The following is a 16,795-nucleotide window of genomic DNA, read 5'->3' as shown; positions in this document are numbered from 1 at the left end:
ATTATTTGTTTATGGCTTTGTTTTCCTCTAAAGCCATATCCAAATCTTGTGCAGAAATTATATTATTAGAACTAATTATTGTTTTTTTAGCAGCATCATTAGCAATTTTCACAATAATAGCATAAGACAGTCCTAACATTTTCTTAGCGTACTGCTTTAGGTCGATTTCTTTATTAAGTTTTAATGCAGAGAATGATACTTTTAACAACTGTAGTATATCTTCTTCAGTTGGCTTGGGAAGTTCAATAAAATCATCAAATCTACGAAACAATGCTTTATCTAAACTGCCCTCTAAATTAGTAGTAGCAATAAGTATAGCCTCTCCATCATATTCTTCAAGTAATCCAAGTAGAACATTAACAATTCGATGTATTTCACCAACATCATTAGAAGTTAAATCACGTTGTTTTCCAATAATGTCAAATTCATCTAATAAAAGCACGCAAGGGTAGTTTTTAGTACTTTCAAAAAGAGATTGTAAGTTTGATGCTGACTCACCAAGATATGATGAAATTATAGTGTCAAAACGTACTTTGTAAAAAGGTAATCCTAAATCCCAAGCAATTTTTTCTGCGGCCATACTTTTTCCGCAACCAGAAGAGCCATGTAATAAAATTTTCTTTCTTGGTTTTAAACCGTGATGTGCTAATCTTTCACGTGCTAAATATTCTTTCTCTATACGAATAATTTTGCTTTCAACCTCTTCGTTAAGAACCATCTCATGTCTTAACTGATCATGCTCTATATGGGTTGCTAATGGAAGCCTGTAGCGTCTATCGACAGGCATTTTGTATGTTTTGTCTTTCGCTATTTTAAAAACTGGCTCAGAGTCATATTTAATTAAATTTTCTCTCAGAATATTATTAAGTTTTTCTGCCAGTTTTTCGTGCCCTTTTCTCTTTTCATCTTCAATTATGCTATAAGCAACTTTCATCAAAGCGGAAGTTTTATCCCCTTCAATGGATTTGAAAAGTCGTGTAAGTAGTGCTTGGTTCATAATTGAAAATTAACTGTACAAATGTAGTAAAAATAAAGATAATATTTATTTGATTTTAAACTGATGCTAACGTTTAATCATTTAAGGCAAATCAATACAACTATCGTGATTACCAACCTTGCATCTTGAAAGTCTATTAATAGTCATTTTTAAGCCTGTCTTAAGACCGTACTTTTTGACGGCTCTTTTTGAATATTCGGAGCAGGTTGGATAAAACCTGCACCGAAAGAATTTCGACCAGATAGGGCTTACTAATTTTTTATAAAGCCAAACAATCAACAAGTAGAGTTTAGCCATCTATCTCGTCAATATTGTGTGTTATAACCTCAACTTTTTTAGCCAATGAGCCACACTTTTTGCATACATCTACCTTTTGTAATTCAAAGTATTTTTCTTGTTGTTCTTCGGGCGTTCTGTTTCTTGCAGCCACGCCATCCATTGAAGCGATACTTGTGCAACACCCCAAAGGTAGGCAAGCAGCAGATATTCCAATATTGGTTAGAATATCAGCCATAAATCCTTTAGATTTTTCTTTGCTTGTTTTTTGTTTAAATTCAAAATAGGGTACAAACCTAACTGTATTGCAACCTTGACAAGTTATCTTATATTCTTGCATTATTTTTTCACTCATAATAGATTTAATTTTTACGTTTGAAAACTTGAACCAAGCCAGACTTTTCTTTAACGTAGATTAGTTGTTTATCTTCGCTGAGTAGAACTGTATATCCGTAAATTTCCATTTTCATTTTGCCTGTTACAACTGATAAGTAACCATTATTGAAGGTATAGTTAAAAGTTGGATTTTCTCCTGCTCCGTAAGGATATGAAGTTTGGTATTTGCTTTTAGTAAGGTGTAGAATTTTTACATCCTCTGAATTGTCTTCTATTTTAGTTACTTCATTAGGGGTTGCTTCTTCAAACGTTTGTGTAAGTTCCCAATCTCCGTATAGTTCGGATTTATCATAATCGGTAGAAAATTTCACTTGTTTTTTAGGAGGAATAATTTCTTTTGCAGGTTCTTCTTGTTTTGCTTCTACTTGTTGAGATTGTTCTTGGGATTGTTGTTGATTAGCATATTTGTCTGAGTCAATAAACAATGAAGCAAGAATAAATAAGCCTATGTAAGAGCCATAGCGAATAGCCTTGTTATTCCAAAACTTTAAGTTTTTTGTGATAATTTCTTTTACATTGGGAATAAGCAAAATTCCTAAAACTAACATAAAAACTGAGGGTAGGGCTTCTCCTGTAATAAACCCACCCAAGGCAGACATAATAAGTATAACTGCGATTACGATTTTAACTATTTTCATAGAACTGAATAAAATTAAGTGTCTCCAGTCCCAAGAAACGATTAGTAAAATTTTTAAATGAAAAAGCGTGGGTACTGTAACCTATCGCTACTGAGGTACCGCCAAGCACCCTGCACACAAATAGGAACAGCCCACGCCGTAACGTGAGCATTAGACCTATTCTCTTGTGTGCATATTGAAATTTGGCGGTTTTCAGTAACAAGAAAATTAGATTAACGCTAATCTATATTTTTATACTTCTGTTTAAATATCTCTTATATTCATTAATAAATTTTGTTTCGATGTAAAATTACACTTTTTTATGGTTGTTTCAATGCAAAATTTCTTCACGGCATTGGCTATGGTTTAAATATCTATCATATAAGATTAAAACTTGTGATGCTGTAAACTCACAGTTTTTACTTGTTTTATAACCGTTGTCGTTAAGTTGCTTTGCAATCTTCCTATAACTTAAATTCTCGCTCTCACGCATCTTTACAATGGCAAATGTTGCTCGTTTGTTATTTTCGTTGCTTAAAGCATTTTCGATTAATGTCTGCGTTCCTTTCTGTCTTGCTTCATTGGTTAGGTTTTGAGGATTGCCCAGTTTCACACCTTTACGTTTTAATTCTGTTAAGGCTGAAATGGTACGCTCACTTATAAACTTGGCTTCCTGTTCTGCAAGTGCAGCAAAAATGTGCAATGTGAATTGTGTAGCCTGTGGCATATCACACGCCACAAACTCAATATTGGTTTCCATTAGTTTGGATATGAACGCTACATTACGACTTAATCGGTCAAGTTTTGCAATTATCAAAATACTATTTGAACGCTGACAATGTTCTATGGCTAATTGCAGTTGCTGACGAGTATTAGAACGTCCTGTTTCAACTTCTTCATACTCTGCAATTAATTCGGCATCTGACGAGAGATAACTCTTTACAGTAGATTTTTGAGCGTTGAGACCAAGACCGCTATTGCCTTGATGTTTTGAGGATACTCGGTAATATGCTATGTAATTTTTCATAATGTATTGTAACTTGAACGTCCGTTTAAGAGACGTAACGCCTCTATTCGTTATCTTTTATGTACAGGTCTAACTCCTCATCAGTCATTTGTTCAAACTCACATTCAAGTTGAGGTGTAGATTGATAATTATAATTTCTGATTGCCTTTGAAGCACCCCAACCTCTGTGCTTTCCTTTTGTTTCAAGAAAATATTTAATAGCAGGAAACTTACCCTCTCCAATAAGTTTCATTAAAGCAGCAAAAGCAAAGTCTAATTGTATATCTAAAACTTCTTCTATACTGGCTTTGTATTCAGGGTCAGTTTTTAACCATTCGTAATGTTGAGTTCTGCTAACACCAACATAACGTGTTGCAGCAGATACATTGTGAAGCGTGTGTCTCATCGCTTCAATCATAGCCTCCTTTCGTTGTGCTGTACTTAATTTTTTACCTTGATTTCTCATAGAAAACGCTGATTTTGTTCGTTCTGTTCGGTTTTTAGTGGTTTTCGATTGATTAAATCACAACTCTCGTTAGTTAGGTCTTGTGGCATAGTCCAGTATTTATAGGCGTTGTAGTAGAATACACGATATAAAACGCCCTCATAAATTTCTGGCTTACCATAGTAGCGAATGTGTGCAATAAGGTGCAAAAAGTGTTCAAAATCCTCATTTTCTACTCGAATTGAGTAAAAATGTGGGTTTTTAGGCATTGTTTTGGCAAATATCCAATCACGTTTTTCAAGTGCGTTTCCTACAAACTTATCTGTGAGATTAAAATGACCTGCTTGTTTGTAGATGTCTTGCTCCCAGTAATGTTTTTGAGTGCTTAAATCAATGTTCTCTGTATCGGATGCTTGCACACTGTTTTCAAGTAGAAAATGTCTGAGAATGTGCCTAAATCCAAATTCATCATTCTTGCTGTTATCACATAGAGCAATTTTGGTTTTGTTGTGTTTCTCAAGTACCTGTTTAATTTCTTTCAGTAGTGTTTCAATACCTTTCTTTTGCAGGATTGCATTGTAGAGGTAGTAACAAGCGTAATAGTCTTTTGAGCGTAGATGATAGTAAAATCTGAATGTGTTTAAATTACTAATTCTCTCTATCTGTTCTCTACCTGCTACATCTTCATAGACTTTACCTTCAATTGAAAAGCATACATAGTTTTTACTTAATAGTTCTTCTACTTTAGTGAAGTTTGATGTAATTATATCTGTAATCTCTATCATTACTAAAAATACAAAAATTTAGGCAGTTGTGGAACTGTTCTTTGGGGTTTTCTCTCTTGACTCTTATAATCCGTTAACTTTTTTTCCATACTAAAAAAACAAACTATTTACTAACTACTTTAGCCGCCTTATTACGCATTATTCTTGAGAATTTTTCATCATAGATAAGACGTTTTGTCTTTAAAATAATTGAGTCTGTTTTTACCAAATCGGACTCAATTATTTTAAGGTACTTTTTACCTTTTCTTAATCTACGTGCCTTGTCTTCCATATCATCTAAACACAAACTAAAAGCATACACCTCCATAGCATCTTTCCGTAGTTTGTTATCTCCAGTATAGATGAAACTTTTTTGTTTCTTACGAATAATGTAACCGTACTTTATGGCTTCCATTTTAAATTTGTAAGCAGTTGTTTTACTAACTCCTAAACATTTTGCAAGGTATAGGTTAGGCATTGGGTAGAACCCTTTAGGAGAAGCATTACGATTCTTACTGGTGTCGGAATTGGTCTTATTGGACACCGACCGTCTATCTTTCCACTTTTTTCTATTCCTAAAATGCATCATCGCTACACCTATACAAAATGCTTTGAAATTATTGTAATGGTTTGGTTCAAATATGGCAGCACGTTTTGTGTCAATATTGTTTTTAGCACAAATTTGTTTGTAACTTACTATGCGTATGGATTTGGATTTACTGTTAATTGTAATCCAGTTCTTTTTTATTAGCCAGTCTATTCTACTCTTAATTGTTTTAGGGTGGCAGTTGAGGTCTTTTGCCCATTCTTTGCTATAATCATATACCGTGCTGTCATATTTGATATGACCGCTTGATATACTTTTTAGGTAGATGTATAACTTAACTTGATTTACCTTTCGGTTTCTCAAAGCATAGATACAAATACCAACAGGTAAAGTAGTATAGAATTTAGTATTCATAACCTCGCAGTATTTGTGTTGTTGAGGTTATGAATAGGGTATAATCCTGCTTCTTCTAATACAGGTTTAAGTTCGTAGAGTTTCTTAAAACCTAAGTAAACTTGGTTCGAGATAAGTTTTGTTTCCGCTACTAAGCAAAGGCTTTCAATTTAATTGAAAGCCTTTTTTTGTATATTATTTATTCCATAATGCAAAAAATTTAAGTAAAAAGTAATTATTAATCAAAGCAAGAATAAATATATCTATTAAAATAAAAGACAGCGAATGGTTCTTTAAAATAACGAAAAAGAAGTCCCCACGTAGGCTATTACAAATTTAAATCTTACGAAGATAATTCAGAACTATTACAGATACTCCTTCTATTTTCGATAAAAATTACAAGATAAAATATAAATGGTATCAGATATTTTAGATTTTACTAGTTTAACCGAGATTTAATTAGGTTACATCACTAGTTAAAATTTAACTGATAACTCCATCTACAAAACCGATTTGACATTCATAAAATCATTTGTAGCATCTGAAAGATTAAACATTTTTTTGTTTTATAAATTAAAATATATGAATTATGAAACAAAAATTACTTTGGCTTTTATTGCTAGTAGTAACAGTAGCTTTTTCACAAACGGTACCGACTAATGGTTTATTGGTAGGCTACAATTTTACCGACGGTAATACAACCGATATAGGTGGAACAAACAACCTAACCCCAGTAGGAACAACTTCAGTAGTAATTGCCGATAGGTTTAATAGTTCAGGGGCAAATGATGCCATTCAATTAAACACAAGTCATTTAGTAGGGACAGATATCAATACTGGATATCCTACTTTTGCGTTTTGGGTAAAAACAACTACCAATGATACTAATTTTAAGGTTATTATAGATGATAGTAAAAACACAACAGCAACACCTCATAATTACGCTAACGCTTATGAAACAGGAGTTACCATTATGTTGCAAAGAGGTAAAATAGTAGCACAATCAAGAGTTATAGGAGGAACAACCGAGTATAGAACAGCTGTAAGTGGCTTTATTGCAGATGGTAATTGGCATCACGTTGTGGCTATGTTTAGAACAGGAAGAAAGCAAGGGCAATCGAATAAATTTTCAGAAGCAAGATTATGGATTGATGGTGTTATGGTTGATAACGATGATAGAAATCTTTCTACAACAGGTTCAGTTACAGGATTAAATACAGGCGGACAATTTGCTATTGGGAATAATAGAAATAATTCGGTAGCAAACATCTATAAATATAATGATATTATTGATGATATCTATATTTATAACAGATGGTTAACCGTAGCTGAAATACAAGGTTTATTACAAGGTTTTTGTTTTTCACCTACCCTTAATGATTTTACCATAAATACAAGTTCAATAAGCAATACTTCCGCAGAAATTACCAATACAATCGGTAATGGTCTTTGCGATATTGCGTATCACAAATCGTCTGACCCTTTTTCATCAGCAACAATTGTACAAGGAGTTACCACAGCACATACACTTTCAGGTTTAGACCCTTCGCAAAATTATGATGTTTATATCAGAAAAAATTGTAGTGCTTCAAGTATTTCAGGTTGGTCGCTTAGAAAACAATTTAGAACACGAGGGAGAATTTATGTAAAAGCCAATGCAACAGGAGATAACAGCGGTTCATCTTGGGTAAATGCCTATACCGATTTGCAAGATGCTATAAGATATACCAACGACAACGAGCAGATTTGGGTAGCAGGCGGAATATATAAACCCCACGCTTCTAACAGAGATGCTACTTTTAGAATTACAAAAACAGGAATTAAAATTTACGGAGGTTTTGCAGGAACAGAAAACCTTATAGGGCAACGTGTTTTAGGGCAAAACACAACTGTTTTATCAGGAGATTTACAAGGGAATGATACTAACCAAGCAACTTATATTGATAATTACAATAACTCAACAAGAAAAAATGACAACAGTTATCATATCGTAAAAATTGAAGCAACGGCTAACGATGTAGTTTTAGACGGATTAACCATTAGTGATGCACATACTAATAGAAATGCTACAGAACCCGGTGGAGCAATTATAAAAGAAAAAACCGTAGCAAAATTTACCTTAAAAAATTGTATTATAGAAGATAATGTTTCAAGAAAAGAAGCGGCGGGTCTTTTTGCAGAGATGAATTTAAACAACAGAAACGCTTCGTCTCGAGGAAGATTAACTGTTGAAAATTGCCAATTTAAAAACAATATGGCTCGTTGGGGAGCAGGAGCATATAGTATGATAAGAGATAATACTAATGTAGATATTGTATTTGTTAATAATTTATTTGTCAACAATATAACAGGAGATTTAGCCTCTTCTCTTCAAGGATTAAGCGGTAGTGCTGCTTGGTTTAGAATGGTTGGAAATACTACAGATTGTAATTTAGATATTGTAAACAATACTTTTGCGAATAATGAAGATTTAGGAACAGGTCAAAACCTTAATGCGACTACACACGGTGTTGTAGGAATTTCACAAAACACTGGAGCAACAGGAATTATGAGAGCCAAGGTGTCAAATTGTATTTTTTGGGCTAACGAAACATCAGGAGGAAATACTACAAGAGCGGTTACAGACTTTTACCAAAACCCTGTAACCTCACTTAATGTTTTTAATTCTATTGGAGATTTTTCTGATAGTAGTATTACAGCAACAACAAATGTTCAAAATAGTGACCCTTATTTTACAAGTATGATAAATGATTTTACAATATCATCTCAATTTTCACCAGCTCTTAACACAGGAGATAACTCTAAAATTCCAACAGGAGTTACAATTGATTTACTTGGAAATTCAAGAATTCATAATACAATTGTGGATATGGGATGTTATGAATACGGGGCAACGGCACCAGTGTATAGAGATTTAACAATTACTTCTACTAATGGTACAGTAATAGTAAGCTCTCAACCATTAGCAAACGGAATGTATTTAGACGGAACAAGTGTAACTTTAACAGCTACACCAAATTCGGCTTATCAGTTTGATAATTGGGTAATATCACCAAGTCCTGCTACAGCTCCAAACGGAGCAACGGCTACGGTGGTGTTAAATGCAGACACTAATGTAACGGCTAATTTTAGTTTAATTCCACGTCCTACACCTTATATTACAGGACTTCCACAAGGAAACACAACTGCTGGAGATTTTTCTGCAACAGTAGAATTTAACTCACAAAGTGGAGTTACAGGCTTTACTTTAAATGATATTCAGGCAACAGGAGCAACATTAAGTAATTTTACGACAGTAAATGCAAATGAATACACATTTAAAGTAACACCAACTAATGTGTGTGCAGGAACGCCAATTACATTAAAAGTTCCTGAAAATGTAGCTTTTGATGTTAATAATTCCAGTGCAGGAAATACGGCATCAGCATTAAAAACAATTACTGTAAAAGAAAACGTAAAGCCAACGGTAAAAACACAAAACTTAACGGTTCAGTTAGATGCTAATGGAAATGCAAGTATTACTCCACAGCAAATTGATAACGGAAGTACCGATAACTGTTCAATAGCATCAATGAGTTTAGATAAAACAACGTTTGATTGTAATGATACGGCAACACCAAATACGGTAACCTTAACAGTAGAGGATACTGCAGGGAATACCAATACTGCAACAGCAACTGTAATAGTTCAAGATAACATTGCACCAGTAGTAGCAACTAAAAATGTTACCATTAATTTAGATGCGAATAATCAAGCAACAATAACAGCATCAGATGTTTTAGATACAGCAACTGATAACTGTACATCATCAGCAAACTTAACAACAGTTTTAAGTAAAACAACGTTTGATTGTAGTAATTTAGGAACAAATACAATTAATGTGCAAGTAAGAGATGCTATTGGAAATACAACTAATGAATCAGCCGTTGTAACAGTAAACGCAAATCCAAATGCTACATTACAAGCAGTTGCAAAAAATATTACTGTATATTTAGCAACAGACGGAAGTGCAACAATTACGCCACAAGATGTAGATAATGGTTCAGGAAGTGGATGTAATTCAAACCCAACATTAAGTTTAGATATCACAAGTTTTACTTGTGCAAACATCGGAACAAACAATGTAGTTTTAACGGTACAAGACGGAGCAAATAGTGCAACGGCAACAGCGGTTGTAACTGTTGAAGACAATATTAATCCACTAGCAAATACACAAGACTTTACCGTTCAGTTAGATGCTAACGGAAATGCAACAATTCAAGCTTCACAAATTAATAACGGTAGTACAGATAACTGTTCAATAGCATCAATGAGTTTAAATGTAGCTAGTTTCACTTGTGCTGATTTAGGAGCAAATACAGTAGAATTAACAGTTGTAGATGCAAGCGGAAATTCAGCAAAGAAAAATGCCATAGTAACCGTTGAAGATAAAACTGCACCAGCAGTAACCACTAAAAATGCTACGGTTACTTTAGATGCAAACAATCAAGCAACGATTACGCAAGCAGATGTTTTAGATACAGCAACTGATAATTGTACAGCTTCAGCGAGTTTAACAGTAGCGTTAAGTAAAACAATATTTACTTGTTCAGATTTAGGAGCAAATACAATTAATGTAGAAGTTACAGATGCAAGCGGAAACAAAACTACTAAAACAGCTGTTGTAACAGTAAATCCTAACCCGAATAATACGTTTAAAGCAGTTGCGAAAAACATTACAATTCAGTTAGATGCTAACGGAAGTGCAACCATTACACCACAAGATGTAGATAATGGTTCAGGAAGTGGATGTAACTCTAATCCTACATTAAGTTTAGATATTACAAGTTTTAATTGTTCAAACGTAGGAACAAATAATGTAGTATTAACAGCAACAGATGGAACAAACACCGCAACAGTAAGTGCTGTAGTAACTGTAGAAGATAATACTTTACCAACAGTTACAACTCAAAATTTAACAGTACAATTAGACGCTAGAGGTAATGCAACGATTACTCCACAACAAATTGACAACGGCAGTACTGATAACTGTTCAATAGCATCAATGAGTTTAGACAAAACAACATTCGATTGTTCAAACATAGGAACGAACCAAGTTGTATTAACAGTGGTAGATGCAAACAATAATACAAGTACAGCATCTGCAACAGTAACAGTAGAGGACACTATTGTACCAACAGTAGTAACACAAGACATATCAGTTCAATTGGGTGTAAATAATCAAGTAAGTATTACCCCAGCACAGATTAACAATGGTTCTTCAGATAACTGTACTAGTGCTACTGATTTGGCTTACAGTTTAGACGTAACAACATTTAGTTGTTCAGAAGTAGGTAACAATACTGTTACATTAATGGTAACAGATGCATCAGGTAATAGCGCAACCGCAACAGCTGAAGTAACGGTTACAGCAAACCCAAGCGCACCATTAGCGGCAGTAACACAAAACATTACTGTACAATTAGACGCTAGCGGAAGTGTAACGATTCAACCAAGTGATGTAGATAACGGTTCAGGAAGTGGGTGTAATTCTAATCCGACCTTAAGTTTAGACAAGACAACTTTTGATTGTTCAAACATCGGAACCAATACGGTGACTTTAACAGCAACTGATGGTGGTGCCAGTGAAACAGCAATAGCAATAGTAACTGTAGAAGATACCATGGTACCAACAGTAAATACTAAAGATGTAACGGTAACCTTAAGTAACGGTCAAGGTTCAATTACAGCATCAGATGTTAATAATAACAGTACTGATAACTGTTCAATAGCCTCTACAGGTTTAGACAAGACAACTTTTGATTGTTCAAATTTAGGAGCGAACACAGTAACCTTAACGGTGACTGATGACCAGGGTAATACATCAACAGGTACGGCTACGGTAACGGTTGTAGAAACGGATGTGCCAACGGTAGTAACACGAGATATTACAGTAGCATTAGACGCCAACGGGGAGGCGACTATTACAGCTCAACAAGTAGATAATGGTAGTAGTGATGCATGTAGTGGAGTTGCAAGTATGTCGTTAGACACCACAACATTTCAATGCCCAGATTTATCAACTCCAACAACAGTTACTTTAACTGTAATTGACAACAGCGGAAACACAGCTACGGGAACAGCTAGAGTAACTTTTACAGCGCCAGACGAAGATAATGACGGTATATCAGACGCTTGTGATACAAGGCAGGTGGTCTCACCTAAAGGCTTCTCACCAAACGGAGATGGACAAAACGATACTTGGGTAATTGAAAACATTGAGAAGTTTCCTAATAGTAATATACAAGTTTTTAACCGCTGGGGAGAACGTGTATATGAATCAAAGGGCTATCAAAATAACTGGAATGCTACTTCAAATCAAAGAGGTGGAAGTAGTACAAAACTACCCGTAGGTGCTTACTATTATATCATTAATTTAAATGATTCGGACTATGCACCAGTACAAGGATGGCTATACATTAATTATTAATAATTGAAAAAGAAAATATTAATTTGAAAATTAAAGAAATGAAATTCACTCATATAAAATATATAATTACTAGCCTTATTTTTGTTCTATCTCTAAATGCTAAGGCACAGCAAGATCCATCTTTTACGATGTATCAATTAAATATGAATATTATAAACCCTGCTTTCGCGGGTTCACAAGATGTGTTAGACGCAACTATGTTAATACGTGGGCAATGGGTTGGTATTAAAGATGCACCCTCAACCCAAACTTTATCTATTTCCTCACCTTTAGGTAAGAATTTAGGTTTAGGATTGTCTTTGGTAAATGATAAGTTTTCAGTAGCCAAAGAGACAGATGTGTATATCGATTTTTCATACAAGTTACAAGTATCAGAATCGATGGATTTATTCTTGGGCTTAAAAGGAGGTGGAACATTTATTAATGTAGATTTACAATCGTTGAATATTAATGATCCTCTTTTTAATGAGAATATAAGTAGATTTAACCCGAATTTTGGTGCAGGAGCTTATTTAAAGGGTAAGAACTATTACGCAAGTTTATCGGTGCCTGTATTATTACAAAGTAAGCGTTATGAGAAAGAAGGGAATGTTGTAACTAGTGCTTCAGATAAGCCACACATATACTTAGCTGGAGGTTATACATTCAGTTTAGAAAATGACTCTAAACTAACCATTACTCCATCATTTATGATGCGTTACGTATCAGGTGTACCTTTGTCGTTTGATGCTACTGCAATGGTTGGTCTTTTTGATAAAGTAGAGTTTGGTGTGTCACATAGATTAAAAGAATCGTTTAGCGGACTGTTACTATTTAAGTTTATTAAAGAATTTAAACTAGGATATGCTTATGAACATGCAATTAATGACATATCAACCTACAGCAACGGCTCACATGAATTTGTATTTAAGTTCAAGTTTTAATAAGCTTCTTAATTGAATTGTTAGTAAATATGAATTAAGGATATAAAGCTAAAAAAAATGAAGGTTAATTTTATTTAAGAGAGAGTAGAGTTAGCTTTTAGATTATTTCAAAACATAAAAAACGTTTTACAAACTCTTTTGTAAAACGTTTTTTTGTGATAATTGTATTAATATCTTCATCTTTGGTTTATAAGTAATCTAGTCATAAATGACTCTTTACCATGCCGAAAAAGATTAAAATCAATAATTATTAGCTTTTATTTGGATAAAATAGATAATAAGATGTATATTTGCAACCGCAAATCGCGGGATAGAGCAGTAGGTAGCTCGTCGGGCTCATAACCCGAAGGTCACAGGTTCGAGTCCTGTTCCCGCTACTAAGCAAAGGTTTTCAATTTAATTGAAAACCTTTTTTGTTTTGTGTTTAGTTGTTAATGTTAAACTTTTTTTAATCTTTTGTTTTTTAGCAAATAAAGGCGTTACATTTACAGGTTTAAGATAATGCAACTAAAATAAAACAATGAAAAAATTATTTTTAATTCTATTATTGGCTGTTTGTACTACTACATTTGCACAAGTGCACGATCCAGTAAAGTGGAGTACTTCAGTAAAAAAGATATCAGATAAAGAAGCAGAGTTAGTAGCTACCGCAACAATTCAAAAAGATTGGCATTTGTATTCACAAGAGATTCCAAAAGGAGGGCCAATTCCAACCTTATTTACTTTTGAGGGAGATACTAAATACTTGAAAAAAGGAAATACTAAAGAAGAAGCAGGACATGTAGTGGACGATCCAATCTTTGAAATGAAAATTAAATATTTCGATACTAAAGCTACTTTTACTCAGAGAATCCGTTTAAAAACTACAGAAAAGTTTACAGTTAAAGGAGTGGTAGAGTATATGGTGTGTACAGGAATGAACTGTTTACCTCCAAAAGAAGTAGAATTAACTTTTAATGTAAATTAATCCCTTTCCCCAAATAAGATGAAAAAAATAATAGCATTTTTGCTTTGTTTTACTGTTGGGTTTTCGGCAATGAGCCAAATTCACAATCCAATAGAATGGAAAACGAGTGTAGAGAAAATTTCTGAAACAACATATAACTTAGTAAGCACTGCGACAATACAAGGAAGTTGGCATTTGTATGCACAGGAAGTTCCGAGTGGTGGTCCTATTCCAACAACTTTTACGTATGATGATGATGGAGGAAAAATTAAAATTGTAGGAAACACTACTGAGCCAGAAGGAGAAATTAAGTTTACAACACTTTTTGGTGAGGAAGGAATGAATATTAAATCCTTTGCACACAAAGCAGTTTTTAAACAAGAAATAGAGTTAGTAGATACTAGCGTAAAGCAAATAAATGCTTTTGTAGAGTTTATTGCTTGTACAGATGAAATGTGCTTGCCTCCAAAAGAAGTAGATTTGGTGTTTGACTTAACTAAAGCTACAAAAGTTAAAGCTTCTAGAAACTCAACAAAAGAGGTGAAGGAAACAGATAAAGTAGCTTCAAAAGAAACTAAAAAAGAAGAAAAGAAAGGTTTATGGACTATTTTCTTTATTGCTTTTTTGTCAGGATTTGCTGCTTTGTTAACACCATGTGTGTTCCCTATGATACCAATGACGGTAAGTTTTTTTACGAAACAAAGTAAGAGTAAATCACAAGGAATTCGAAATGCTATTATTTATGGATTGTCAATTATCGGAATTTATGTATTGCTAGGATCTGGGGTGTCTTTTATTTTTGGAGCCGATGCCTTAAACGCATTGTCAACCAATGTATGGTTTAATTTAATCTTCTTTTTAATCTTGGTAATTTTCGCCGTGTCTTTTTTAGGTGCTTTTGAAATAACCTTACCAAGTTCATGGGCAACTAAAGTAGATTCACAAGCTGATAGAGGAGGTTTGATTGGTATCTTTTTTATGGCGTTAGCCTTAGCGATTGTGTCTTTTTCTTGTACAGGTCCAATTGTAGGAACGCTGTTAGTAGAAGCTGCCTCAAAAGGAGGAATAGCTCCTATTGTTGGAATGTTAGGGTTCTCTTCAGCAATTGCTTTACCATTTGCTTTATTTGCAGCTTTCCCAGGATGGTTAAATTCATTGCCAAAATCAGGAGGATGGTTAAATACGGTGAAAGTAGTATTAGGGTTCTTGGAATTAGCCTTAGCGTTTAAATTCTTATCAAACGCGGATTTGGTATTACAGTTACACTTATTAGAAAGAGAAGTATTTATTGCAATTTGGATAGCTATTTTTGGAACTTTAGCTTTTTATCTATTTGGAAAAATACAATTACCACACGATAGTCCAATTAGTCATATTTCTGTAGGAAGATTAAGTTTAGGGTTGATTGTATTATCTTTTACCATTTATATGGTTCCTGGGTTATGGGGAGCACCGTTGAATTTAATCAGTGCATTTCCACCGCCACAACATTATAGTGAGTCACCTTACGGAGTAGGATTTACAAAACAAGCAGTAGCAAGTTCAGGTAATCAGGAAAATGGACATGAGAGTTTGCCAGAAGGAGCACATTTAATGCCACCACATGATATTATGTCGTTTCATGATTATGATAAAGGACTAGCCTATGCTAAAAAAGTAGGAAAGCCAGTAATGTTAGATTTTACAGGACATGCTTGTGTAAATTGTAGAAAAATGGAACAAAACGTTTGGGTAAAACCAAAGGTTTTAGACGTATTGAAAAACAAAGTAGTTTTAATCTCTTTGTATGTAGATGATAAAAGACCATTAGAAGAAGATGAAGTGGTAGAATCAAAGTTAAACCCAGGGAAAAAATTAAAATATATTGGTCAAAAATGGAGTGAAATGCAAACTATTAAGTATAAAGCAAACTCACAACCATTTTATGTATTAATGAATCATGATGAATCAAATATAATAGACCCTATAGCATACACCCCAGATGTAGATGAATACTATAACTGGCTTGAAAACGGGATTACTAATTTTAAAAAGTAATTAAAAATTAGGGTATAATAAAAAAGCACTTCAGATTTTTCTGAAGTGCTTTTTTGTTAAGTTACGTTATGTTAAAAATCTACAAAGCATTGTAAGAGGTTCTTTTACAGTAGCTATTTTGAAATTACCTATAAAATTCGTACCTTTGTACGATATGGTAGATACTACACACGAGAAAAAAAATCAACGAGTTTTTACATTCAACTACCTTGTGTTCCGTAATCAATCGGACAAGTTTATCCCACCAGGGTTCTAATTTAAGTTTACAATAACTCCTCCTTTGTGAGAAGTTTCTCCAATATATTTAAAAACACTTTGTAGAATTATTTACCAGTTAAAAAATAGATTTATAAAATGTTTTTTTGACCTTACGAGTATCCGTTTATAGATAATCGTACACTTTTCTAAAAAGTATTCCGCATTAAAAGACAAATACCAAAATAAATAGGTTTTGTATTTACTGCTATTTAAGTTTCAATAAAAAAAACTAAAGAAACTTACAATTATTACATACCTATTCTTTTTTATAAAAATCAAATTATGACAATAAAAACTTACGATGCATTTAATCGTATAACCCCTTTAGAAATAGAAAGAGTAACTAACTTTTTATACAAACACCTTGAAAAATATGGAGATGAAAAATCAGCAATTCGTAAAGCAATAGACTATGCAGCAAAAGAGCGAACAGGATTAGGTGGATATGTTTTTACGATAGAAGATAAGGGTGAAATTATAGGTGCAGTGGTAATAAATAAAACTGGAATGGATGAGTATATCCCAGAAAACATTTTAGTGTACATAGCCACTCATAATGAATATAGAGGGAAAGGAGTAGGAAGAAAAATAATGACACATGCTATAGAAAACTGTAAAGGAGATATTGCTTTACATGTAGAAAAAGATAATCCAGCAAAGTTTTTATACGAAAAGCTAGGATTTACCACTCCGTATTTAGAAATGAGACTAAAGAGATAAT

General features: G+C 33.6%; 13 protein-coding genes and 1 tRNA gene. 6 read left to right on the top strand and 8 right to left on the bottom strand.

Going from position 1 to position 16,795, the window contains the following annotated elements; genetic code table 11:
- Position 1: 1 nt before the first annotated feature.
- The 8 genes from D6T69_RS15900 to D6T69_RS15865 form a co-directional block, all read right to left on the bottom strand.
- On the bottom strand, positions 2–997 hold the full coding sequence (locus D6T69_RS15900; protein WP_125069114.1) for an AAA family ATPase: 996 nt from the start codon (positions 995–997) through the stop codon (positions 2–4).
- Between the two features lie 81 nt (positions 998–1,078).
- Entirely contained in the window at positions 1,079–1,294 is a 216-nt protein-coding gene (gene yidD, locus D6T69_RS16230; protein WP_125069112.1) for a membrane protein insertion efficiency factor YidD, read from the bottom strand.
- On the bottom strand, positions 1,287–1,628 hold the full coding sequence (locus D6T69_RS15890; protein ID WP_125069110.1) for a hypothetical protein: 342 nt from the start codon (positions 1,626–1,628) through the stop codon (positions 1,287–1,289). Before D6T69_RS15890 ends, yidD begins: the two co-directional genes overlap by 8 nt.
- A gap of 7 nt (positions 1,629–1,635) precedes the next feature.
- A complete protein-coding gene (locus D6T69_RS15885; protein ID WP_125069108.1) occupies positions 1,636–2,307 on the bottom strand; it encodes a hypothetical protein in 672 nt (223 codons plus the stop codon).
- Between the two features lie 310 nt (positions 2,308–2,617).
- Positions 2,618–3,313, bottom strand: a complete 696-nt coding sequence (locus D6T69_RS15880) for a recombinase family protein (protein WP_125069106.1) — start codon at positions 3,311–3,313, stop codon at positions 2,618–2,620.
- Between the two features lie 43 nt (positions 3,314–3,356).
- A complete protein-coding gene (locus D6T69_RS15875) occupies positions 3,357–3,758 on the bottom strand; it encodes a hypothetical protein (protein WP_125069104.1) in 402 nt (133 codons plus the stop codon).
- Positions 3,755–4,522, bottom strand: coding sequence for a hypothetical protein (locus D6T69_RS15870; protein ID WP_125069101.1), 768 nt, complete (start codon positions 4,520–4,522; stop codon positions 3,755–3,757). Before D6T69_RS15870 ends, D6T69_RS15875 begins: the two co-directional genes overlap by 4 nt.
- A gap of 103 nt (positions 4,523–4,625) precedes the next feature.
- Entirely contained in the window at positions 4,626–5,462 is an 837-nt protein-coding gene (locus tag D6T69_RS15865) for a hypothetical protein (protein WP_125069099.1), read from the bottom strand.
- 568 nt (positions 5,463–6,030) lie between these two features.
- On the opposite strand from D6T69_RS15865, the gene D6T69_RS15860 reads away from it, so the two are divergent.
- From D6T69_RS15860 to D6T69_RS15835, 6 genes are all read left to right on the top strand, one after another.
- Positions 6,031–11,910: a T9SS type B sorting domain-containing protein gene (locus tag D6T69_RS15860; RefSeq protein WP_125069098.1), complete on the top strand. Its 5,880-nt coding sequence runs from the start codon at positions 6,031–6,033 to the stop codon at positions 11,908–11,910.
- A 38-nt stretch (positions 11,911–11,948) separates the two neighbouring features.
- Positions 11,949–12,833: a PorP/SprF family type IX secretion system membrane protein gene (locus tag D6T69_RS15855; RefSeq protein ID WP_125069096.1), complete on the top strand. Its 885-nt coding sequence runs from the start codon at positions 11,949–11,951 to the stop codon at positions 12,831–12,833.
- Between the two features lie 304 nt (positions 12,834–13,137).
- Positions 13,138–13,210: transfer RNA gene (locus D6T69_RS15850), tRNA-Met, on the top strand.
- 143 nt (positions 13,211–13,353) lie between these two features.
- Complete coding sequence (locus D6T69_RS15845) at positions 13,354–13,800, top strand: protein-disulfide reductase DsbD domain-containing protein (protein ID WP_047788654.1); 447 nt, start codon at positions 13,354–13,356, stop codon at positions 13,798–13,800.
- Between the two features lie 18 nt (positions 13,801–13,818).
- Positions 13,819–15,816 carry a protein-disulfide reductase DsbD family protein gene (locus D6T69_RS15840; RefSeq protein ID WP_125069094.1) on the top strand — a complete coding sequence of 666 codons (1,998 nt, stop codon included), beginning with the start codon at positions 13,819–13,821 and terminating at the stop codon, positions 15,814–15,816.
- Between the two features lie 540 nt (positions 15,817–16,356).
- On the top strand, positions 16,357–16,794 hold the full coding sequence (locus D6T69_RS15835; protein ID WP_083574767.1) for a GNAT family N-acetyltransferase: 438 nt from the start codon (positions 16,357–16,359) through the stop codon (positions 16,792–16,794).
- Position 16,795: the final 1 nt, after the last annotated feature.

The sequence above is a fragment of the Tenacibaculum singaporense genome (genome assembly GCF_003867015.1).
GTDB classification, from domain to species: domain Bacteria; phylum Bacteroidota; class Bacteroidia; order Flavobacteriales; family Flavobacteriaceae; genus Polaribacter; species Polaribacter singaporensis.
This window is presented reverse-complemented; position numbering and strand designations above follow the sequence as displayed.

What these genes read in the sequence shown, in the direction of transcription:
- D6T69_RS15900 (WP_125069114.1), bottom strand. Translation starts at nt 997, where the DNA reads ATGAACCAAGCACTACTTACACGACTTTTCAAATCCATTGAAGGGGAT.
- yidD (WP_125069112.1), bottom strand. Translation starts at nt 1,294, where the DNA reads ATGGCTAAACTCTACTTGTTGATTGTTTGGCTTTATAAAAAATTAGTA.
- D6T69_RS15890 (WP_125069110.1), bottom strand. Translation starts at nt 1,628, where the DNA reads ATGAGTGAAAAAATAATGCAAGAATATAAGATAACTTGTCAAGGTTGC.
- D6T69_RS15885 (WP_125069108.1), bottom strand. Translation starts at nt 2,307, where the DNA reads ATGAAAATAGTTAAAATCGTAATCGCAGTTATACTTATTATGTCTGCC.
- D6T69_RS15880 (WP_125069106.1), bottom strand. Translation starts at nt 3,313, where the DNA reads ATGAAAAATTACATAGCATATTACCGAGTATCCTCAAAACATCAAGGC.
- D6T69_RS15875 (WP_125069104.1), bottom strand. Translation starts at nt 3,758, where the DNA reads ATGAGAAATCAAGGTAAAAAATTAAGTACAGCACAACGAAAGGAGGCT.
- D6T69_RS15870 (WP_125069101.1), bottom strand. Translation starts at nt 4,522, where the DNA reads ATGATAGAGATTACAGATATAATTACATCAAACTTCACTAAAGTAGAA.
- D6T69_RS15865 (WP_125069099.1), bottom strand. Translation starts at nt 5,462, where the DNA reads ATGAATACTAAATTCTATACTACTTTACCTGTTGGTATTTGTATCTAT.
- D6T69_RS15860 (WP_125069098.1), top strand. Translation starts at nt 6,031, where the DNA reads ATGAAACAAAAATTACTTTGGCTTTTATTGCTAGTAGTAACAGTAGCT.
- D6T69_RS15855 (WP_125069096.1), top strand. Translation starts at nt 11,949, where the DNA reads ATGAAATTCACTCATATAAAATATATAATTACTAGCCTTATTTTTGTT.
- D6T69_RS15845 (WP_047788654.1), top strand. Translation starts at nt 13,354, where the DNA reads ATGAAAAAATTATTTTTAATTCTATTATTGGCTGTTTGTACTACTACA.
- D6T69_RS15840 (WP_125069094.1), top strand. Translation starts at nt 13,819, where the DNA reads ATGAAAAAAATAATAGCATTTTTGCTTTGTTTTACTGTTGGGTTTTCG.
- D6T69_RS15835 (WP_083574767.1), top strand. Translation starts at nt 16,357, where the DNA reads ATGACAATAAAAACTTACGATGCATTTAATCGTATAACCCCTTTAGAA.